The 20,798-nt window shown below is 57.4% G+C and carries 18 protein-coding genes; 7 read left to right on the forward strand and 11 right to left on the reverse strand.

Features of this window, described 5'->3' with window-relative positions:
* Positions 1-1,497, reverse strand: a 1,497-nt coding sequence (locus tag ACVDG9_RS26275; protein ID WP_447239370.1) for a VCBS domain-containing protein, incomplete at its 3' end; no start/stop codon positions are given.
* 435 nt (positions 1,498-1,932) lie between these two features.
* Here ACVDG9_RS26275 and ACVDG9_RS26280 point away from each other — a divergent pair.
* A complete protein-coding gene (locus ACVDG9_RS26280; RefSeq protein ID WP_447239371.1) occupies positions 1,933-3,036 on the forward strand; it encodes a helix-turn-helix transcriptional regulator in 1,104 nt (367 codons plus the stop codon).
* Between the two features lie 30 nt (positions 3,037-3,066).
* Here the strand turns inward: ACVDG9_RS26280 and ACVDG9_RS26285 are convergent, their stop codons facing one another.
* The 8 genes from ACVDG9_RS26285 to ACVDG9_RS26320 form a co-directional block, all read right to left on the reverse strand.
* Positions 3,067-3,684, reverse strand: coding sequence for a GNAT family N-acetyltransferase (locus tag ACVDG9_RS26285; protein ID WP_447239372.1), 618 nt, complete (start codon positions 3,682-3,684; stop codon positions 3,067-3,069).
* 2 nt (positions 3,685-3,686) lie between these two features.
* The gene (locus tag ACVDG9_RS26290) at positions 3,687-3,974 is read right to left on the reverse strand and encodes a DUF1127 domain-containing protein (protein WP_075283510.1); all 288 of its coding nucleotides are present in this window, start codon (positions 3,972-3,974) and stop codon (positions 3,687-3,689) included.
* An 18-nt stretch (positions 3,975-3,992) separates the two neighbouring features.
* Positions 3,993-4,946, reverse strand: a complete 954-nt coding sequence (locus ACVDG9_RS26295) for a homocysteine S-methyltransferase family protein (RefSeq protein ID WP_447239373.1) — start codon at positions 4,944-4,946, stop codon at positions 3,993-3,995.
* 485 nt (positions 4,947-5,431) lie between these two features.
* On the reverse strand, positions 5,432-6,205 hold the full coding sequence (locus ACVDG9_RS26300; protein WP_447239374.1) for a prephenate dehydrogenase/arogenate dehydrogenase family protein: 774 nt from the start codon (positions 6,203-6,205) through the stop codon (positions 5,432-5,434).
* A gap of 315 nt (positions 6,206-6,520) precedes the next feature.
* The gene (locus ACVDG9_RS26305) at positions 6,521-7,453 is read right to left on the reverse strand and encodes a hypothetical protein (RefSeq protein ID WP_447239375.1); all 933 of its coding nucleotides are present in this window, start codon (positions 7,451-7,453) and stop codon (positions 6,521-6,523) included.
* Positions 7,454-7,572: 119 nt separating this feature from the next.
* Positions 7,573-8,808: a serine hydrolase domain-containing protein gene (locus tag ACVDG9_RS26310; protein WP_447239376.1), complete on the reverse strand. Its 1,236-nt coding sequence runs from the start codon at positions 8,806-8,808 to the stop codon at positions 7,573-7,575.
* Positions 8,809-8,889: 81 nt separating this feature from the next.
* Entirely contained in the window at positions 8,890-11,556 is a 2,667-nt protein-coding gene (locus ACVDG9_RS26315; protein ID WP_447239377.1) for an ATP-binding protein, read from the reverse strand.
* 235 nt (positions 11,557-11,791) lie between these two features.
* Complete coding sequence (locus ACVDG9_RS26320) at positions 11,792-12,451, reverse strand: hypothetical protein (protein WP_447239379.1); 660 nt, start codon at positions 12,449-12,451, stop codon at positions 11,792-11,794.
* 84 nt (positions 12,452-12,535) lie between these two features.
* Here ACVDG9_RS26320 and ACVDG9_RS26325 point away from each other — a divergent pair, with 84 nt between their 5' ends.
* Complete coding sequence (locus ACVDG9_RS26325; protein WP_447239380.1) at positions 12,536-12,865, forward strand: hypothetical protein; 330 nt, start codon at positions 12,536-12,538, stop codon at positions 12,863-12,865.
* A gap of 479 nt (positions 12,866-13,344) precedes the next feature.
* Positions 13,345-14,628: a histidinol dehydrogenase gene (gene hisD, locus ACVDG9_RS26330; protein WP_447239381.1), complete on the forward strand. Its 1,284-nt coding sequence runs from the start codon at positions 13,345-13,347 to the stop codon at positions 14,626-14,628.
* Here the strand turns inward: hisD and ACVDG9_RS26335 are convergent.
* Positions 14,619-15,998, reverse strand: a complete 1,380-nt coding sequence (locus ACVDG9_RS26335) for an amidase (protein ID WP_447239382.1) — start codon at positions 15,996-15,998, stop codon at positions 14,619-14,621. The genes hisD and ACVDG9_RS26335 overlap by 10 nt on opposite strands.
* Positions 15,991-16,131 (reverse strand): hypothetical protein, encoded by a 141-nt coding sequence (locus tag ACVDG9_RS26340; RefSeq protein ID WP_228873378.1) that lies wholly within the window; start codon positions 16,129-16,131, stop codon positions 15,991-15,993. The genes ACVDG9_RS26335 and ACVDG9_RS26340 overlap by 8 nt, the downstream gene beginning before the upstream one ends.
* A 207-nt stretch (positions 16,132-16,338) precedes the next feature.
* Between ACVDG9_RS26340 and ACVDG9_RS26345 the strand changes: the two genes are divergently transcribed.
* The 4 genes from ACVDG9_RS26345 (at position 16,339) to ACVDG9_RS26360 (ending at position 20,798) form a co-directional block, all read left to right on the forward strand.
* A complete protein-coding gene (locus tag ACVDG9_RS26345; RefSeq protein ID WP_447239383.1) occupies positions 16,339-17,523 on the forward strand; it encodes a nuclear transport factor 2 family protein in 1,185 nt (394 codons plus the stop codon).
* Positions 17,524-17,587: 64 nt separating this feature from the next.
* Complete coding sequence (locus ACVDG9_RS26350) at positions 17,588-18,823, forward strand: ABC transporter substrate-binding protein (protein ID WP_447239384.1); 1,236 nt, start codon at positions 17,588-17,590, stop codon at positions 18,821-18,823.
* A gap of 65 nt (positions 18,824-18,888) precedes the next feature.
* A complete protein-coding gene (locus ACVDG9_RS26355) occupies positions 18,889-19,920 on the forward strand; it encodes a carbohydrate ABC transporter permease (RefSeq protein WP_447239385.1) in 1,032 nt (343 codons plus the stop codon).
* Entirely contained in the window at positions 19,920-20,798 is an 879-nt protein-coding gene (locus ACVDG9_RS26360) for a carbohydrate ABC transporter permease (protein ID WP_023001274.1), read from the forward strand. The genes ACVDG9_RS26355 and ACVDG9_RS26360 overlap by 1 nt, the downstream gene beginning before the upstream one ends.

The raw sequence follows: 20,798 nt of genomic DNA on the forward strand, positions 1-20,798 counted from the left end.
GGTGATCGGACGCTCGACGAAGGAGTCCGGGTCATTCTTGTCCTGGACCGTAAGCGTGTAGTCGATCGTCAGAACATCGCCTTCGGCAAGGAAGTCGATAGCCTTGTCCTGGACCTTGTAGGAATAGTTTACCCGGCCCTGGTCGTCGAACAGGTCGAATGTCCAGATGAGGAAATTCGTGTCCTTGGCTGTCAGCGCGGCGTAGATATCGCCCGGCATCTCCAGAATTTCGCCAACACCGGAGGCCAGGGACAGGTTCGGTTCGCTGATCTGGACTTCAAAATTGTCCGGATTGACGACCGTATCGGGATCGTTGATCTCGAAGACACCGCCGCGGGTATGGACGTAACCTTCGTCTTCCGCACCCGGCCATTCAACGATGGGCAGGAAGTTCAACGAGAGATCGCCGCCGATCGTCGGAGCATCGTTGCTACCGGTAACAGTGACCTTGAATTCGGCCTTGTCGCCACCGACAACCTGATAAACGAAGGTATCGACACCCACCTGGCCATCGGCGAGGCGGTTTGCTTCTTCGGAATAGACGTAGCTGGCTTCGCCAGTTTCGACGTTCAGCAACAAGGTGCCGTATTTGCCTTCGACCTCCAGCATGCCATCTGAATCAGCGACGGCATCAACGTTGACAATCGAGCCACCAGCCGTTTTGAAAGCCAGCTGGGTGATGACCTGGCCACCGGTTTCGCCGATTTCGTCGTCGTTGCCGAGAACGTTGAATGTCGCTGCAACTTCCGCTTCGTCGTCGCCGGTGGTTTCGGTGACGTCGATCGCATCGTTATGAGCGACGAGTGCGCCATCCGTGACACTGAAGAGATGGATGTTACCGACTTCACTGCCTTCGCCGAACTGAACCAGTTCGATGTTGTAAAGGGTGGTCGTGCCGGTGCCGTTGGTGATGCTGACGGAACCGTCTTCGTTGGTCTTGATGTCGTAATCTTCAGCCTTGCCCGCAAACTGGGCAACGTCCTTGGAGCCGCCACGGCCGTCAATGATATCGCTGCCGCCGTTGCCGAAGAAGATGTTGTTCAGGCCGTTGCCGAGCATGACATCGTCATTGACCGTGCCGATGGCATTTTCGATGGACGACAGCAGATCGATATCGCCGCCCTTGCTCACGGCGATACCGCTGCGAAGGTCGATGAAGATGCCGTTTTCTGTGCTGTTCAGGTAAGAATAATCAATTGTATCAACGTCGTCGCTGCCGAGCAGAATGTCGATGCTGCCGTAACCGACAAGCATGTCGTTTCCGCTTCTGGCAAGCACGAGATCAAGACCAGATGTTCCTTCGAGCGGCACATCGGCACCGGTCGTCCCATTCACGAAATTGATGCTGGAGACGTCCGGGGTCGGATCGCTGCCGTCTTCTTCGATGTAAGTACCGACAACGTCAACGTCGCTGATCGTGGAAGTGCTGTTCTTGATGTCCGCCAGAGTGGCGCGGATGGAGTCGAAAAATTCCGACAGATTGATGTTATTAGGCATTAATCCATTCCTGACTAGCTCCACCGGCTGCCCGAGAGGGACAACCGGTGATTAAAGAATGGGTGTAAAAATCACCCTTGCTGAAATGCACGAGCAGACTTGGCAGACTGTTTCAATTTGAGCCATTCCCCAAATGGGGGCTGCGTTATCCAAGAAGTTTGTTAACCTTGCCTTCAGACGACGCCGCAGAAAATACGCAGCGTAAACAACACTTCGGAGAAAGCTTTAGAGTTTCAATGCGTTGAGGGGTGTTAAAATGACGTATGGTCAACATTTGCACCCTAATTAACCATTTGTTAATTTTTTCGGCACGCGAGAAAAATAATTCCTCGCGGAATACGTTATTGCCTCCTCTTAGAGTTGTGTATACGATTGCATAGTTTTTGTCGTGCCATTCTTCATATTTTTTTACTGTCAGAATGTTGTGTTTTAGCAATGCCCGAGCAACTCGAGAAGCTTATCGCAGAGTTATATGAGAGCGTAGAAACGGAGAGGTTGTTTTCAGAAACTCTTTCAAAAATAGTTACTTACCTTGGCGCGGCTCAGTCTCATTTATGTCTTCTTGGGAAGGATAACTCTTCGATTGGACTTAATTTCACCGCCAATATGGATCCGAGTTTTCTCGATGAATACCACCAGCACTATGTCAACATCGATTACCGCTTAAAACTCATAACGAAATCACCTGTAGGGGCTGTCATGACGGACGATCAGTTCAATACACAAGAAGGTTTACGCTCCAGTCCGATCCATCACGATCTGTTTCCGCGATATGATGTGAACAGGATCATGGGCAGTAACATCACCGTTGAAGGTCGACTTGGCTGGTTCGGTGTTACAAGCGTGCGCAAAGACGGGACCTTCTCCAAAGAGGTAATGGAGGATTTTTCGAGGCTCGTTGTCCATGCCAGGAAGGCGCTTCAACTTCGGCAGCTGCGCATGGAAACCGGTGAACGGGAACTCGTTCACAGGTCGTCCAACGATGCACAAACCCATGGCGTCATCATGCTTGCCAATGGTGAGACTGAATACGTCAACCAAATCGCGCAGGATATCCTCGACCTGGGTTTCGTGAGAATTCAAAATGGCAGACTGGTCTGCCGCAATCCAAGAGAACAAAAGAAGCTGGACGCGGTTCATCGGCGCGTTCGAAACGGGGAAGCGCCACTGGTGCGTCTTCTCGATAGCAAAACCAACACGACCTACGCCGTGCAGGTGTTCAACCCGCTCCCCCGTTTCGTTGACGGACGACTGGAACCGGCACGCTGGGTGACCTACAAGATCGTGGTGCTCAATCCGCAGGACATTCTCTCTCCGCGTACGCTCGACCGTATCAGCCAGTTTTTTGGACTGAGTGGAAGCGAGAGCGCCGCCATTGCCGCTGTCATAGCGCTGCAGCCGCTTTCAGACTACTCCCGGGTCAAGGGTGTTCAGCAGGATACCGTTCGAAAACAGCTGAAGTCTGCGATGACAAAGATGGCCGTCAATTCACAAAAACAGCTGTTCCAGGTCTACGAGCGGTTCAAGGTCTTCGAATGACAGCCCGGGCTTCCAGGGCACAGGTGAAGATCAACCCTCCACCTGCTCCCTGGCAGTGCACTCTCGTACAAGCAAAAGAGCATTGCCGTCAGAGTAGTGCAGGCTTGGATGCGGTACGATGGCGCGACGATCCATCTCGCGAAAGCCCAGTGACGCATAGAGACGAAGTGCCGGCACATTCCTGTCGAAGCATATGAGTGAAACCCGCGTGAGACCTTGCGCGGCTGCAAGACGGTCGGCAAGGATCATCAGCTTTCGCGCGTACCCGCGACGGCGAAATTCCGGACGGACAGCCACGCCGGAAACATACAACGAGCCTGAATCTTCCAACTCGGAGTAGGGCCTGAGGACTGGATCGGCCTCGGGTGTCTCGTCACTCTCCATCTTGAAGGCATGCAGCATGGCCACCACCAGGCCGCCAATCTCAACCATGTGGCAATTCTGATAGGAAAACGCCGTGTTTTCCCGCGAATACCGCGATGCCCCAACCTCCAGGAGGTCCGCGCCGGGAACCCCGACGCGAGACCAGATGTAAGAAGCAAGTCCATCTGAGGACATCAGGAAAAGCGAGGCGATTTCATGTGCGTCTGCCTTCGTGGCCGGACGGATCTGTTCGCTCCGTGTTTCGCCTTTCGATTGGACCGACATTTTCACTTCACTTCTCCCGCGTTGACCTCATTGCACATGCCATCCCCCTTCGCCGCATCCAGCACGACAGCTGGAGCGGGCCTCAGGTGATGCAGCGCCCGGGTGTCACCGTTACGGATCACATGGCGCACGCTGTCACGGTTCAATCCGATGTCGCGCAGTTCATGGTCCGACATTCTCTCCAGTGTCTGGATCAGGATGCGGTTCTTCCTGGCTCTGCGCCAACGTTCCAGAATCCCGATCGCGTTCCTGCGACAGGCAATCCTGCCAACCATGGTCGAAACGGTCATTGTGATACTCCCCGTTCCTTACGCCCTGAGGGGCTGGTGGAGGCAGGTCTGCCCAATTGCGTCGACATGCCGGTGGTCGGTACCACAGCAGCCACCGAAGACCCGCAGGTTCGGCAGGACCGACAGGAGGTTGGCATAGTCCCTGCCAAGTTCCTGCGGATTGCCGTCATCCAGCTCTTCAGCTTCATCCAGCTCGGCGTGGCTCAATCTCGAAGCATTCGCGCGCAAACCCCGAATTCGCCTTGTCCAGTCCGCTCCTTCTTCCAGGACGTGCCGGAAGTGATCCGGGTGGGCGCAATTGATCATGTAGTAGGCGGGCGGGCAGTCGGCATCGAGCTCGACGATCGCGTCCTTGAGCGGTTGGCCTGTCGGCAGGTGCCCATCGGTCTCAACGGTGAAGGCAAGAGCCAACGGCACGTCCCGTTTCGCACAGGCCCGCGCTATGCCCATGGCTTCGCCGGCATGGGTCATGGTGATCGCGCTGATCATATCGACCCCTGCCGCATCCAGTGTGGCGACCTGAATAGCGTGATAGTCCTCGGACTCGGCAGAGGACATCATGGTTTCGGGTGCGTAGCCATCTCCCCGAGGACCCATATTGCCGCTGATGACAAAAGGATGTTCACCTTCGAACTCGGCACGCAGTTCAAAAAGCATTGCAACCGCGTCCTGGTTTGCATGCTTCAATTCTTCGGCCGAATAGCCAAGACGGTCACCCCAGTCACGGCTGGCGCGCCATGTCGCGCTGTCGAGAATGAAGCCCGAGCCCTGCGCATTCGCAATATGGGCGTAGCGTTCGTAGTAGCGGCGAAGGGCAGCGCGGCCTTCTGTTTCTTTCAAGGCATGAAAGGAAGCAAACAGTGGCAGGTCGATGCCATCATGAAAAATCAGAGTTGTTTCGAGGCCACCATCGGTGAGCAGGCAGGCGTCACCAATCTGCGGCAGTTTATTACGGTACTTGTAAAGTTCCATCTTCGGTATTCTCTTGGCTCAAATGATTTGCGTACTGCGTTGCGTTTTTCCTTCCGCCGCAGAGCAACATTTATTTTGTTGATTTCAGTAATTTTGCCGCGCGATGCTTGGCTACCCAATCAAACGACGACCTGACCTTAGATAGCTGGCCAAGGAACTTTCACGTATGACGGCCGTCACACCGAATGAGGTGGACGTTCATCTTCGAGAAACTGACCATTTGCGAAGGGGAATTGCCGCGAGGGGACAATGGCCAAGAGAAGGCATTGAACCGATCAACGCATCTAACACGTGACTTTCGGGGTATCGGCCAAAGACACAAGCAACCGGCAAGGGGGGTGCTGGCCGGAACTTGCGGAGGCTGAATAACGAGCCGGCGCTATTTCCAAAAGGCGCAGCCGGCTTGACCTTGTCCGCAGTCAGGCGGGTTTGACTGACTGCGGCGTTGATTATCGAACGGAACGGAGCCCGTTAGAGGGCCCGGTTCATGACAGGGCAGCCGGGCCGGGCAAATGCGGCGTCGTGCGCAGCTCAATATCAAGCTCCGAGGCAAGGTCGAAGAAACGCCGGCGCACGCCCGAAGCGTAGGGGTTCAGCCCCTCGATCGCATCGAAAAGCTCCGGCGGATCGTGGCGAACCATTTCGATAGCCTCGTTGAGAAGGTCGAAGCTTCGGGTGGTGGTCATCCGGGGAAGCGGCCCCATCTTCACCAGCACCTTGGCAATCAAGTGGGTAAGGCCCTGGGACAGCGCGGCATCGCGATCATGCGCATCCGGTGTTGTTTCGAACACATCCAACCCAAGAGCCACCTTGAGAAAGGCGGCAACACGTTTGTAGCTTCGGCCTTTCAGAGGGCACAGCGCGATTTTCAGTCCCTGCAATCCGTTGCGAGCGCTTTGCGGTCCGAAAAGCGGATGGGTCGCAAGGATTTCGACATGTGGTGGCAGCAACTCCAGCATCAGACGAGCGGGCTCGACCTTTACCGAACCGACATCCAGCACCAGCGTATTCGGCCTCAGATGCGGCGCTATTGCACGCAGTGTTTCTTCCATGCAGGCTACCGGAACAGCGACCACCACGATCCGGCAGGCGGTGACCTCGGCAAGGTCCGCACTGCCATCATAACGCGGATCATGGATCAGCAATTCGACATGAGAAGAAAGATGCTCGGCGATCAATCGCCCGAACGCCCCGTAACCGATAAGGCCCAGGGTGAGAAAGCGATGTGGTTTACATATTGCAGCTTGGAAAACAGTCATGACTTAACTCGGTGAATTGGCTGCAAGGCCAAGAGCTGTATACCGAGTCACAACCGCTGGCGATGCAGCGGTAAACAGACAGCAAAGTCCCTCCGCTAACTTGGCGGATAATAATAGTTTGCAGTGTTGTGCAGGACGTTGCTCATGCTCTTGAGCTAGCAAGCCCGGTGGGACAAGTCAATGCGGCGCGATCATCTCAAAATGGCAACTTGTGTTGACCGTACAGGTAAGTGGCCGATAACACGGCAATTCAAACAACCGTTTCCAGCGCGCCACCCAACGCAGCCGGCCCAGCGAAGATGAATTCAGCGACCCTTAGTCGAAGTAGTTTACCCAACCGATAACCTTGCCGCTGCCGTCCTTGATTTCGTCATTGAAACGTATGCCATGAAGGGATCCAACGTTTGGCGACACGGATCGAGGAAACCTGTTCTCAACGACATTTTTCACCTGGGCGCCAAACGAATGCCAGGCCAAGTCACCAAAATTTTTCGGTTTTGCCATCTTGGCACCACTCGCCCCACCTACGACCGATTGCATAAGCTCGTACGTTTGTTTGGCTTCTTCAGCCAGAGCCCTTTTCGCAGCACTGCGCGCCAGCGAGAGGCACACGCCGTTCTTTAATGTTTTTTCGAATATGATGACGTTCAGGCCGAAATTCATCAACGCAATACCTTTAACGCCGGCGTCGTTCCCTAGGTATGTGATCCAATTGACCTCAAGCTTGTGGTCTTGCCTGATCGTATTGTAATCGAGCGGCTGTTCGGTCCAGTAGTGGATCGAACCGTTTTCGGACACATTGTGGAATTTACAGTGGCTCCTCGGATCATTTGTCTTCCAGACGATAAAAAGCCGTGCCCGGTCACCATCCATCTTGTTACTGACAAAAGCCGCCACTTCACGTTTGTGTTTCGGTGGTCGTGACGCCCAGGCCTTGATGTCGGAACTAATGAAACCGATGCCATCGATGTTCGATTTTTCGTAAGGTCGCCACGAAGTCCTGTCGGAGTTGTCACCGGGTTTCGGGGCGACGGGACCATATTCCCTGGCAAACAGGTCATAATAGCTCAGCCATTCCTTTGACAGTTCATCGTAGTTGTTCATGCCTTTCCTGATCCCCGAACCGCGCAACTCGGGATGGTGCCAGTAGAAAACCAGGTCAGCGAGATTGGAAGGATCTTTGATCCCTTTTGAAATCGCTTGTAAGATGGTGGCAATTATCGCGCTGGGAAAGTCGAATATATTCATTGTCTTTCCTGTTCAATTATCTCTTTATTTATACCATTTAGAACTTTTCTATACTTGCATTTATGAAAATGTAGATCTTTTATACTTATTCATATGAAGCATAGTTGAGCTAATAGTTCTTACGACGGCCCACGCGCTGCGTTGTAGCCATCGATCAGCGCCTTCCTCAGTCCCACGCCTTCATTTGCCGGGCGGGAGTTCGCGATCGCTGCCGCGACAAAGCCATTTGGAAAGACAACCACCTCAGCGGTCGCCTGTCCGCCCCAACGGCTTCCGTTGTGGGATACGGCCCGCCCATCGTTGGTTCTTGGACGGCTTGCAAAAACGAGCCGGTCATCATCTGCGGAAAACATCAGCTCGTGATTGTCGTTGACAACTTCGCGCGTCGAAACGATGCGATGAACGACCTTCGAGAGGGCTCTCGTTGACAGAAACCAGCCTCCGATAGCACACGGCTTGCCGACTTCGGTGCGATCCGTACCGGCCTCATCCATCGGTCCGTTGTAATAGAGAGCGCCTCGCGCCGGATCGGAGAAAGTATTGCAGCCGCCCGTCACACCAACCGGCTCGAACAGGGTCTTTTCAACGATACCCCGGTACCGATTGTACGCATGAACCTGGAGATAACTGTCATATGTTATCTCGCCGGGGGCAAACCCGTCCTCGATCTGCGCCCATTTCGTCGGCACAAGGGAAGCGGCGCTGACATTCCAAAGCGCAAAGGACGTGTTCGCGTAACACCGTTTCGTCACGGGTTCAGGCACGCAGGCATTCGCGCCTGTTGCGATGTTCTGCGCTCTGACGATGTAGGTTTCAGCGCCAAGCTGATAGCGTTCCTGCAACGTGAACGCATGATCCCAGATTGTTTTTCCAGACTTGGCGAACCCAGCGCGATGCTGCAGGAGATTCCGAAGCGTAACGGGTTGCAGGGAGGTGTCTAGCTCGCCCTGCCAGCGTCTGGGAAGGTAATCCTGAAACCGGTCGTCAAGCGAGACGCTTTGGAGTGTCTCGGCTCGGTTAATAACCGTTGCCGCCGTCAGAACTTTCGAGACAGAGCCAATCGCGGCCTCGGTGCGGCCGTTGAAGTTCTGCTCGCCACCACTCTCGCAAGGAGTGCGGGCGTAGCCGTGGTTGACCTGGGCAATGATGCGACCGTTTTCGCCGCGCAACGTGACCGCGTACCCCATGTACCGGTCTCCAATCGCTTGAGCGACCAACGCTGCGAACGTTGCGGTATCAAAGTCCGGTTTTTCCTGAACATCAATGAAAGAGGGTCTCTCCGCCGGAAGATCACAAGCACTGGCGGCAACCGGCAGGCCCATCGCGATAAAGGATACTAAAATAGGTTTGAACATGACACGAAATCCGTTTCCTGAGACGCGTTAGCTCACGGAAACAGTAAGGCCTATGGCCAAACGGATCATGGGTGGGTGCACCTAATTTTCGTGCGAAGAATACTCAATTTCCACGTCGGTCTCGTCTTCCGCCACAACGATCCAGGGTTCGCTCTGTGAACGCAAAAGGACCTCCACCCTGTCCTTTGCCTGCAGCTTGGAGAGGATCGACGAAACATGGTTTTCAATGGTTCTGCGAGACCGGCTCAGCGTTTCGGCAATTGCCGCATTGCTGTTTCCCTCGACAAGAAGTCGGAGCACTGTCTGCTCCTTTGCGGTGAGACCGTAAGGGTGGTTGCGCGAACTCTTGTAAGGCCCGCGTTGCAGCGGCGGAAGGCCGGATACCCCTTCACGAGAGCGCAACCAGCGACGGGCCGCCATCGACCCCATGGACCGGAACAATTCATCGGCCTCCTGAAGCCGTTCAGCTTTTCCGGTGGCGGCAAACGACCAGGCTGCCAGATAATCCGAACTTTCCATCTGAAACGCCAATCCGGCTTCTTCGGCCTTCCCTTCGAGAAACAGGCGAACAGACTCTGGAAGGCCAGGGGCGGAAGTGGACTTCAGCGGCAATTCCGCAATCCGGGCCCAGAACATCGCTTCGCCCAGCTTTCTCGGGCTCAGGAGCCTGGGATCGAGGCTGCAGAGCCAGTCCCAGGCCTGCGCTGCGGTTTCTGAAGTCCCAGCCAGCACGGACTGCTCGATTTCCGCGATCTTCAGAACCGTCAGGTACTGGGGTTCGCCGATCTTTTCCGCTGAAACGAGTGCCTGCTGCAAAGCCTCTCCGGCGGCCGCATCACCGAGGCGCAGAAGGGAGCGGGCGAGGACGATCTGCGCGGGCATCCGCATGAGCAGGGTCTGGTTTTCCTGTCCCAGGACCCCGCGTGCAATCGTGACTGCCTCGTCAAAACGTCCCTGTTCCAGCCGAAGCTGTGCCTTTCGACCAATCAGGTAATAGGTCCAGGCGTCAAGATCGTGAGCACTGTCAAAACGGATCCCGGCATCGATCAGATCTTCAGCCCGGTCGAGGGCACGCATTTCTATGAGGCATTCGGAGAGATTTGTATAAACCCGCGCTGCCTGCTCATCGAACCCGTTTTCCAGCGAGATCCGCAGGCTCTCACGTAACAGCGTCTCCCCTTCCGGATCCCCTCGGAACAGCATGGCTGAACCGACCGTGTTAAGCGCATGCGTGCAGGTTTCAACGTCTTCGACAGCCTGCGCAAAGGTCAAGGCCCGACGCCCCCACGTCACCGCCTCACTCATCTCGTCTTGAAGCATATGATACTGGGCGCGAAGGGCGTATGCCTTCGCCTTCGCCCATTCGGTGGCCGAGGCGTTGTTTTCCAGGACTTCGATTGCTTCCTCGATGTACCTCTTGGCTTCCTCGGCTTCTCCCCTGTACCAGTGGAGCCGGGACAACCATCTCAGGTTTTCTCCCACCCGGTTTTCATTTCCGGCCTTGCGCCAGAGCTCCACCGCCTTGCGGCGGCTGGAAATGACGTCTGCGTCGATGCCAAGCGACAGCCCTGCCTCATAGGCCCAACGTTCGCAGATTTCGGCGGCCTGCTCGAGGTCCAGGCTGTCCGCCAGCGGCAAGACATGTTCAAGAAAGCGGGCGGCCTCGCGATGGGCTCCGAGACTTGCCGCATTGTCTGCGGCAAGCGGTGCATAACGCAGCAATAGCTGCTCATGTTCGGCTCCGCGGGCGTGATGCACGATCATGTCGAGAGGCTGCACTCCGTCTTCCCGATTGCAAAGATGATCCAGGAAGCACCTGTGCGCTTCGACCCGCCTTGGATGACTGAGCCGATCGTAGATGGCAATCCGCGCAATCTCATGACGAAAGGAGAGCCTTCCGCCGCTTTCAATCAGCAGACCTTTCTCGATAGCCTGCGTCAGGGTGCCGTAGCCATCGGGCAATGGCAAAGCCAGGAGAATGCCTGACGGAATTGCACCAGGCCAGCAAGACACATATTCCAGTAGCCGCACGACGTCCTGCGGCAATCCTGCAAGACGCGCATCGACCGCATCCCCGATGGTCTGGGGAACCTTGCTGCCGTCTGCAGACTGAGCCAACAACTCGGTCAGGAAGAAGGGATTACCGCCCGTGATATCCAGGAGACGGTCTGGAGCCAGGCGGGTTGACCCAACAAGCATCTGCACCGCGTCCAGAGACAAAGGAGCGAGATTTATCTGCTTCTTTCGGGCCGGAACAATCTCGCCCATGGCTGAGCGAAGCGGATGGTAACCCGCCAACTGGTCATCACGATAACTGCAAACCAGCAGCAACGGCAGCATCGCGATCCTGCGGCCAATGAACTTCAACCAGTCCAGTGTGCGATCGTCCGCCCAGTGCAGGTCCTCGATCACCAATACCACCGGTTCTCGCAAAGACGCCAAATGCTCCACCAGGCCGCCAAAAAGCATGGCTTCTTCATCGCGGATCTGCGTCGATCCGGAAAGACCTGCTGCAATATCTCTTATCGGCCCGAGCGGGCGCGGCGTGATCAAAGGATCGCAAAGACCGATGACCTTCCTGGTTTCGGGCCCGAGGCTGCTCAGGAAATCCGCAATCAGAGACGACTTTCCTATCCCGGCTTCCCCGGCAACGAATACGATCCGTCCACCCGACCTGGAAATGGAAAGGCGAACCTCATCCAATATTTGCAATTGCTCTTCGCGTTCAAGTAGCAACAAACCAACCAAAAAAAGACGGTTTCGGACCTGGAAACAAATCTATGGAAGAGTGGACGCTACGGCAATTCTCAATAACTGGTTGTGACGTTCTTTCTTGATTTACCGATCGAAACGCACTCGAAAGGGGCGATTTGCACAGCGTTTCACCAATGCGGCCTTCGCAGGAAAATGCTCTCCATCGGAAGAGGCCAGGAATGATCTCGGGCCTGCCTCGCTGCCCGGAGAGAAGACCAGATGTACCTTGTCAGATCCACCTGCTGACCTCGCTGCTGAGCTTCCGTTCGGCTAGCTTCTTTTCTGCTTCCACATTCCATATCTCACGTGTGGAGATCAACCGGACGGCACGTGTCGTGGCCGGCCACGTTCTGTCGCGCAGGCTATCCAGATCCAGTCCGACGCGGCATGCTTCAAATTCCTGAAGGCGATCCTGCAATTCGAGGCCCGGGAGTGTTCTCAGGTTCTTGCAGTTGAACAAGCTCAGCCATTCCAGACCGACATGTCTCAGGTCCACTTCAACCAGTTTGAGTTGATCATGAACCTGCAAGGCTGACAGCGCGGGAAACCTTCCAAGGTCACCCAGTGTGCCTAGTCCGGATACTCTTAAAATCCGCAGTTTCTCTAGCGTCTGGTGTGAAAAGTCGCCCAGGTTGGCCCGGCTGCCCAGGACCAGGGTGAACTTTTTGAGGGTTGCAATGGAGGAAACGAAGTCGAGGCGATGTTTCCCGGCAAACGAACTCAATGACAAGGTTGCCAGATTGGGCAGATGGCTGATGACCTCAATGCCTTTCCAGTGACCTTGAACGAACAGGTCCTGCAGGTTCACCGCGTCGGCAAGCGGGGCAAGATCGAGGTCTCTTTTCCGGTTGGCGGCGACAGTCAAACTTCGGAGTTGCCGCAGGTTCAAGGTTTCCAGGAACTGAGGCTGGTCAAAGTCCAACACTCCGAAATGCAATCGCTCCAACTTCGGTAACTGGCTGATTGCTTCAACGTGCGAGATGCGATCCAGGCAATCGAGAGCCAGGTTTGCGACATCCGGCAAATGGTTCAGGCAGCGCGCGTCAAAGCCTTCATCGTCGTGCTGGTAAAACCGGACGGTCAACCGGTCACCTGCCAGACGGCAGGCCTCGTTCAATGCCTGAAGCGTCGCAACCTTGCAGGCCTCCGGATTGCTGAACTGGACCACAAGCCGGTCAGTCCCTTCGACGGCCCGAACGAGGTCGGCCGCAACAAGCACGTCGGGGTCGGTTATCCGGCCGCCATCAACCTGAAACATTCTGAAGCCCTGTGGAATTCTGTCCGGTTTTCGAACAGATTCTGATGGTTGCGATTACTAACCGAAGAGACAGCCAAGTTGTAGCCACCGGCCGTGGTTTTGCGTTTCAGACGTCATCGATCAGAAAAGCGACACGGACAGCCCTCCACATATCCTGCCGATGGCCCTCCCATCGTCACCTGCGCACAAAACGCGCAGCTCGCAACGAGCGTTTTCCCTCTGAAATGCATTCGTATGCAAATTTGCTTGCAATGGATGCTTGGCGGCAGTATTGCAAACGTATGCAGTTGGGAGGAGGGCGCGCACCGGCACCGTTGTTCGATTCACGATCGACAAGAGGAAATCCACGGTCACGATGCGCCGCCTCTCATTACCGAGACGCGCTCGCAGCGCTCTACCGGACCGGCTGCCGGGAAACACCGATCACGCTCCCGATCCGGATGTTTCCTGTGATGTTTCAGCTTTCGGCCACGATCTGCGTGGTGTGGCCGGCCTATTGCGCCGCAGGGACCTGAGAGAGACAAATGACGAGACTACCCATCCCGGACACCATCCGTTTTGTGAAATCCCCGGCACGCGATGCGGTTGCCGACAATGCCAGCGTCGAAACACTGGTTGCAGAAGTGCTCAAGCGGGTTGCCGCAGAAGGTGATGCTGCCGTTCGTGACTATTCTGAGAAATTCGACAAGGTGGCGCTCGACCGGTTCGAGGTCACTGCTGAAGAACGTGAGGCAGCAGTCGAAAGGCTGGACCCGCAGACACGCAAAGACACCGAGTTCGCAATCTCCAACGTGCGCATGTTCGCCAGGGCCCAGTTCGGAACCTTGCAGGATCTGGAAGTCGAGATCCGGCCAGGTGTTCACCTCGGGCACCGCAACATTCCGCTCGACCGGGTCGGTTGCTACGTCCCTGGTGGCCGCTACCCGCTCTTGTCCGCGCCGATCATGTCGATCGTCCCGGCGAAGGTGGCCGGCGTCGGCGAAATCATCGCCTGCCTTCCGCCGAACGCCCATGAAGCGATGATTGCGGGCTGCCACCTTTCCGGCGCCGACCGGATTTTTCGGATCGGTGGGGCGCAGGCAATCGCTGCGATGGCGCTCGGCACGCAGTCGGTTCCACCTGTCGACAAGATCGTCGGCCCAGGCAACGCCTTCGTCAATGAAGCAAAGCGTCAGGTTTTCGGCCCTGTCGGGATCGACCAGCTCGCCGGTCCATCGGAAATCTTCGTACTCGCCGATCACACCGGCGACGCTGAGATGATCGCCACCGATCTTCTGGCACAGGCCGAGCATGACACCAGAACCCGGGTGGGCCTCATGACGACAAACGCGGACCTTGCGGAAGCGGTCCTGAGAGAAGTGGACGTTCAGCTGAAGAGCCTGTCGACGGCAGCCACCGCCGGCCAGGCCTGGAGAGACTACGGCGAGATTTCCGTCTGCCCGGACGAGGCGACAATGATCGCCTATTCGGACATCGTCGCCGCCGAACACCTGCAGGTGCACACCGAGGATGCCAAGACCTTCGCCAGGAAGCTGAAGCACTACGGTTCGCTCTTCATCGGTCCGAACGCCAGCGTCGTCTATTCCGACAAGTGCTGCGGCACCAACCACACGCTGCCGACCATGGGCGCCGGACGTTACACCGGCGGGCTTTGGGTAGGGTCGTACATCAAGACCGTAACCCATCAGTGGATGGACGAGGACGGCATCCGCGAGGTCGCGCCGCCGGCAGTCCGCCAATCCGCCTCAGAAGGGCTTGAAGGCCACCGCCGCGCGGCTCAGCTGCGCCTCGACCGACTTCAGGGATAATCCAGCGATACCGGCTCGGCCCCGATCGCGGGCCGGGCCGAATGGTTGCTGGATTGTTCGAGCTGGTAAGCGAGCCGGCAGAGCAACGCTTCCTGACCGAACCCGCCGACAAGCTGGCAGCCGAGCGGCAAGCCGCTCGCGCCGAACCCGCAGGGAAGCGAAATCGCCGGATGCCCTGACATGTTGAACGGCATGGTGCGCATTGCCGTCCAGACCGCACCGTCGGCAAAGGCAGTGAACTTCGGTGCGGTGCCGAGCGTGGTCGGTATGAGAAGTGCGCTGTGCTGCGCCAGCAATACGTCAACCTCCTGCCTGAAACGATGCGCAACACCACGGGCATGCACGACGTCCTGTGCGTCCAGAACAGCTCCTGTCAGAAGGTTCCGGCGCGCGTCCTTTCCATAGGCATCGAACCGGTTGCGCAGACCCACCAAATGGTTCTGAAGCGCCTCCGCCTGCAGGATGACAGTGGCCGCGTCCTCGAGCCTTTGATAGGGCGGCAGCGTCACCAGCTCTATTCTGGCACCGAGCAAGGAAAGGAGCGCGGCGGTGTCGTCCATGGCTCGGACAAGGTCAGGATCCGCCGCAGGATCATCAACGAACCAGTCCCGGGCGTAGGCGATGCGAAGTCCCGTAAGCTCCTGTCCGATGTCAGCTGCAGCACGGCTCGCAGGGGCGAGCGCCTCCAGAATGACGGCAGCGTCATCGACGCAAGCGGCAAGGGGGCCAACGACATCAAGGCTCTGCGACAACGGAAAACACCCGGATGCTGAAACCAGGCCCGTGGTCGGCTTCAACCCAACCACACCGCAATAGGCCGCAGGCGCACGGATCGACCCGCCGGTGTCCGTCCCGAGTGCAACACGCATAAGCCCGGCCGAAACGGCCGCGGCGGAGCCCGACGAGGATCCGCCGGTGATCGCGCTGGTGTCCCAGGGATTGCAGGCCGGCGGGTTCGGCTGGTCGAAGGCGGGGCCAGTCAGCGCATATTCATAGGTTGCGAGCTTGGCCAGCGGCACCATGCCGGCCTGCCTGAGCGCCGCGACGCTGGCAGCATCAATGTGCCCGGCCTGACCGGGAGCGTGCGGATGGGCATGCGACCCGCAGCGGGTCGGCTGGCCATGCACATCAATGATGTCCTTCACACCGAAGCAAAGCCCGGCCAACGGCGGCCGGTCGTTCGGCAGAACATTGTCCCAGCTAGACGCCTCGGCAACAGCATCCGGCGACAGATGCACAACTGAACGAATGGCACCGTCCCGCCGTTCGATGCGGGCAACCAGAGCCGACCCGATCTCGCACGCCGACACCTGGCCAGTTGCGATCAGCTCCTGTTGACGGCGCAAGGGGCTGTCCAGAACATCATCCATGGTCGCGGTCATCCTTCAGGGCACGTGCCTGTTCGGCCAGGCGCTGCGCCTGTGCAACGGATGCTTTCAGATCCGCCTCGGGAACAGCCAGCCCCAGATCCGCGAGGCGCTTCTTGTATTCGGCCAGGGTCATCGGCCGCTCTCCTGTCGTCGTCTTCCGGTCGTTCCGGTGCGGCAAGCGCACGTCCTCCGGGAGTGATTTTCAACCGTGATAATTTCATTTTGCATAGGTATGCAGATTTTTATTGATCGGACTGAACATGTTTGGCAATATCAAAATGCAAGCGTATGCAAAATTCTGCAAGATGCGCGAAACAGCTTCGCTAAAAGGTACGATGAAATGGGAACGCAGGAAGTCTCCACCCCAAAGGCAAAGGACGTGAAATCCGCTCCACGTGTGAACGACGCGCCGCACAACGGCAATGTCATGCAAGTCGAGCGCGCCGATTTCACCGACCTGGTCCCGGAGGGGCGCGCCCCGGTTCAGGGCATGGAGGGTTTCGACCCCTGTTATTCCGATATCGTCGACTATATTGTCCGCTGCACGCACAAGATCTGGGATGAGCGCGACGTAGGCCTCATCTATTCGCACTACACGCATAACATCGTCCTCTACCTGCCGATGGGCACGATCTACAATCGTGAGGACGTGGTGCGCGACACCATCCAGAGGCTCGTCTCCCTGCCCGAGCGCCGCGGCATGGCAACCCATGTCATCTGGAACGGCGACGACAAGGACGGCTATTACACTTCTCATCTGGTAACCGGCTCTGGGCGCTATACGCAGAACGGCCATTACGGTCCGGCCAACGGCCGCTCCTTCGTGTCCCGCACGGTCGCCGACTGCATGATCCATCGCAACAAGATCTACCGCGAATGGGTAGTTTCCGACCAGATGGCGGTCGTTCGCCAACTCGGCCTCGACGTCGACGCTTATGCAGGCAAGATCGCTGAAACGAAACTGAGCCAAGGCCTCACGCAGCTCGACATCGGCGAGGTCGGCCTACTTCAAGGCCAGTATCCGCCGGCGGAAAAGGCCGACCTGGACATCGCCAACACAGATCTGGAACGCGAAACGCTTCAGTTCCTGCATGACATCTTCAATCGCAAGATGTTCGGCCGCATCCGCGAAGTTTATGCACCGACCGCCATGTACCATGGGCCGCTGATGAAAGAGCTCTACGGCACCGCGTCGGTCTCTCATCAGTCGCTCGGCATCGTGGGCAGCATGCCGGATGCGGTCTACGCTCCGCAGCACATCTGTTCCACGCCCTGCGTCGAAGGCGGCACGAAAGTCGCCGTTCGCTGGATACTCGAGGGTCATCACCTCGGCTACGGCATTCTGGAAAGTCTTGGTGCGCCCACCGGCAAGCATCTGCGTCTGATGGGCATGTCGCACTATCACTACAAGGACGGCAAGATCGTCGACGAATGGACGGTCTATGACGAACTGTCCCTGCTGGTTCAGATCAAGCTGGCGCAGCTTGCTGACAAGGCATCCGCGGTGGAGGCCGCCGAAGCCTGAAAGAACGTCAAGAACAAAGAGAAATAGCCCGGGGCAATCGGGCATTCTTCCAATGGAGAATGAGATGAGCAAATTGAAGCTAGCCGTGAGTGCGCTTGCACTCGTTCTCGGGGCCGGCGCGGCACACGCCGGGTGCGGCATCGAGGGTGGCAACGTCAAGATCCTTGCAAACGACTTCGATGCCCTCGGAACCGTTATCAAGGAAGCAGAAGCCTGCGCGGGAGACGGCGTCACCGTGGAAGCCAACATGACGACCGAGCACAAGGCACTTCAGGTGCCCGCGCTCACGGTCAACCCGGCGCAGTACACGGTCGCGATGGTTGCCAACAATTCCATCGTTCCGCTCATGAACGACGACCTCATCCGCCCGCTGGACGAGCTGGTCGAGAAACACGGCCAGCAGCTTCAGCCGACGCAGCTCATCAAGGTCGACGGAAAGGTCATGGCAATCGCCTTCATGGCCAACGGCCAGAACCTCTACATTCGCGGCGACATCCTGAAGGAAGCCGGCCTCGAACAGCCGACGTCGCTTGAAGAGGTCATCGAGGCTGCCAAGGTGATCCGCGAGAAGGGCATTCTGGAATACCCGCTGGCCGCGGCAGACCAGGCCGGATGGTATCTCGGCAACGAGTTCGTCAACACCTACCTGGGCCTCGGTGGCACCTTCTTCGAGCCGGGCAGCGCAGAGCCGGCCATAAGCGGCGAGGAGGGTCTGAAGACCCTGGCGCTGATGAAGGAACTTTCCGAATACATGGAACCCGAGTTCCTGACCTTCACGTCCGATGAAATCAAGGCGATGTACCTTTCGGGTGAAGTCGCGATCATCAACCAGTGGGCCTCCATGGTGAACGGTCACATCGACCCCAACGGCCCGGCACCGGAAATCGGGGAAGCCACCATTCTCGCGCCCGCACCGACCGTCGGTGGCGGCACCACGCCGGCCGCTGCGCTCTGGTGGGACGGCTTCACCATCGCCAAGAACATCTCCGACGAAGATGCAGCAGCCTCCTTCCAGGCGATGATGCACGGTATCCGGCCGCAGGTTGCCCAGGACAATCCGTCCGCAGCTGCCTGGCTGATTGCGGATTTCTCTCCTCCCGCCTCGGCAAAAGCGATCCTCGAAAACGCGAAGCTCGGAGCGAAAGCCTACCCGATGTCACCCTACATGGGGCTTCTGCATACGGCACTCGGAGCGGAACTTTCAGATTTCCTTCAGGGGCGCGAAAGTGCCGAACAGGCGTTGAGCGACGTGGAAGCAGCCTACCGCGCCGCGGCCAAGGAAGCCGGCTTCCTCAACTGATACTGCCCTTTGCCACACCCCTGTCATGTCGATGACAGGGGTGTATCCTTTTCGGGGGAGACTTTATGCGCCACCGTGATTTTGCAGCGTTCATATGGCCATCGGCACTCGCCATGCTCTTGTTCATTGCGTTGCCGATCGTGTCCGTTTTCGTGCAGTCCATGTTCGTCGAGCATGAACAGGTTCTCGTGACCGTGGAAAACTGCGGCCCGTTCGGCTGCACCGACGAAACCAAGGTCGACACAGAGGCAACCCGGGTCCTGCGCGAAGAAGAGCCACTCGGGCGCTTCAACGCCTTTGGCACCTATCTCAATCGGTCCCACCTGGCGGTTGAAGAGATCGCCGAGATCCTGGAAAGCAGCAACGGTTTTGTCGATGTCGTTACCAGGATCTACAATCTGCCCTTTTACAAGGCGCTGTCCTTCACCCTGGTCTACACCTTCCTGGTGACACCGTTTGCCATGATTGCCGGCTTTGCCGTCGCTCTCGGCGTCAACAGTGTGCCCAGGCTGTTTCGCGGGCCGATCATCTTCCTTTCGCTGCTGCCCTACATCGTGACGCCCCTTCTGGGCTCCCTCATCCTGTTCTGGATGATCAACTCCGACGGCATCATCGGAGCGACACTCCAGTGGCTGTTCAACGATCCGGAACTGTCGCTGAAGGCCAGCCCCGTGCTGTCGTGGCTCACGCTCATCACCTACGGAACGTGGCATATGGCGCCCTTCGCCTTCGTGGTCTTCTATGCCGGTCTGCAGACCCTGCCGATGGACACGCTGGAATCCGCCATGATCGACGGCGCCAACCGCTGGGAACGCATCCGATACGTGGTGATGCCTCACCTGACGCCGCTGGCGACCTTCGTCGGTCTTGTTCTGCTGATGGATAATTTCCGCGTCTTCGAACCGATCATCGGTTTCTCGTCGGAGGCCAACGCAACCTCGCTCTCCTGGCTGATCTACAACGACCTGACGGGACAGGTGAACCAGCTTTTCGGCTCGGCCGCAGCCACCTCGATCCTGACCATGATCGGCGTGATCATCCTGCTCAGCCCGGTGCTCGTGCGGACCTGGCGCGACTTCAAGAGAAAGGCCCGGTGATGACCAGATCCATCGGCTATTCCCGCCCGCTCGCCATCTTCACCGGGGTCATCCTGGTTGTGTGGCTGATCGTTGCGGCTTTCCCCTTCATCTGGACCGTGTGGGGCTCGTTCAAGGTCCAGGCTGACTTCTTCAGCCGGGTCTCCTTCTGGAACGCCATAACTGGGCCTGCGACCGTGCGCCAGACAGGCGAGGCGCTGACACTCGACGGCTATCGTGGCGCCTGGATCGAGCGAGAGTTCTACCACTCGGTCTGGAACACCACGATCGTCACCATCTGCGTAACCTCCATCTCGCTCTTGTTCGGAACACTCGGCGGATATGCGCTTTCCCGCTCGAGCCGCAACTACACCTTCTGGATCCTGATCGCCGCGCTGGTCTTCCGGGCCATGCCGCACATCACGCTGGTTTCCGGCTTCCTGCTGCCGTTCTTCCAGCTCAACATCTGGGGCTATCTGCCGACAGCGATCATCGTCCTGGTGGCCATCAACCAGCCCTTCACGATCTGGATGCTGCACAGCTTCTTCAAGTCGATCCCGAAAGATCTGGATGAAAGCGCCATGGTTGACGGTTGCACCCGCTTCCAGGCGTTCCGGCTGGCGATCATGCCGGTGATGTGGCCGGGCGTAATCACCACCGGCCTGTTCAGTTTCCTTCTGGCCTACAACGATTTCTCGGTTACCGCACTGCTGCTGTCCCAGGAAAACCAGACCATGGTTCCGAAGATCAATTCGTTCCTTGGAACCATCCAGACCGAAGGCACCATCATGTATGCGGTTGCCGCGACCGTGAGCGCCACCGTACCGCTATTCATCCTCGTGATGTTCTTCCAACGCCAGATTGTCAGCGGTCTGACCGCAGGCGCCGTCAAGGGATAG

The sequence above is a fragment of the Roseibium sp. RP-7 genome (assembly GCF_053005225.1).

Coding starts and splice junctions, on each gene's coding strand:
- ACVDG9_RS26280 (WP_447239371.1), top strand. CDS start 1,933: ATGCCCGAGCAACTCGAGAAGCTTATCGCAGAGTTATATGAGAGCGTA.
- ACVDG9_RS26285 (WP_447239372.1), bottom strand. CDS start 3,684: ATGTCGGTCCAATCGAAAGGCGAAACACGGAGCGAACAGATCCGTCCG.
- ACVDG9_RS26290 (WP_075283510.1), bottom strand. CDS start 3,974: ATGACCGTTTCGACCATGGTTGGCAGGATTGCCTGTCGCAGGAACGCG.
- ACVDG9_RS26295 (WP_447239373.1), bottom strand. CDS start 4,946: ATGGAACTTTACAAGTACCGTAATAAACTGCCGCAGATTGGTGACGCC.
- ACVDG9_RS26300 (WP_447239374.1), bottom strand. CDS start 6,205: ATGACTGTTTTCCAAGCTGCAATATGTAAACCACATCGCTTTCTCACC.
- ACVDG9_RS26305 (WP_447239375.1), bottom strand. CDS start 7,453: ATGAATATATTCGACTTTCCCAGCGCGATAATTGCCACCATCTTACAA.
- ACVDG9_RS26310 (WP_447239376.1), bottom strand. CDS start 8,808: ATGTTCAAACCTATTTTAGTATCCTTTATCGCGATGGGCCTGCCGGTT.
- hisD (WP_447239381.1), top strand. CDS start 13,345: ATGACGAGACTACCCATCCCGGACACCATCCGTTTTGTGAAATCCCCG.
- ACVDG9_RS26335 (WP_447239382.1), bottom strand. CDS start 15,998: ATGGATGATGTTCTGGACAGCCCCTTGCGCCGTCAACAGGAGCTGATC.
- ACVDG9_RS26340 (WP_228873378.1), bottom strand. CDS start 16,131: ATGACCCTGGCCGAATACAAGAAGCGCCTCGCGGATCTGGGGCTGGCT.
- ACVDG9_RS26345 (WP_447239383.1), top strand. CDS start 16,339: ATGGGAACGCAGGAAGTCTCCACCCCAAAGGCAAAGGACGTGAAATCC.
- ACVDG9_RS26350 (WP_447239384.1), top strand. CDS start 17,588: ATGAGCAAATTGAAGCTAGCCGTGAGTGCGCTTGCACTCGTTCTCGGG.
- ACVDG9_RS26355 (WP_447239385.1), top strand. CDS start 18,889: ATGCGCCACCGTGATTTTGCAGCGTTCATATGGCCATCGGCACTCGCC.
- ACVDG9_RS26360 (WP_023001274.1), top strand. CDS start 19,920: ATGACCAGATCCATCGGCTATTCCCGCCCGCTCGCCATCTTCACCGGG.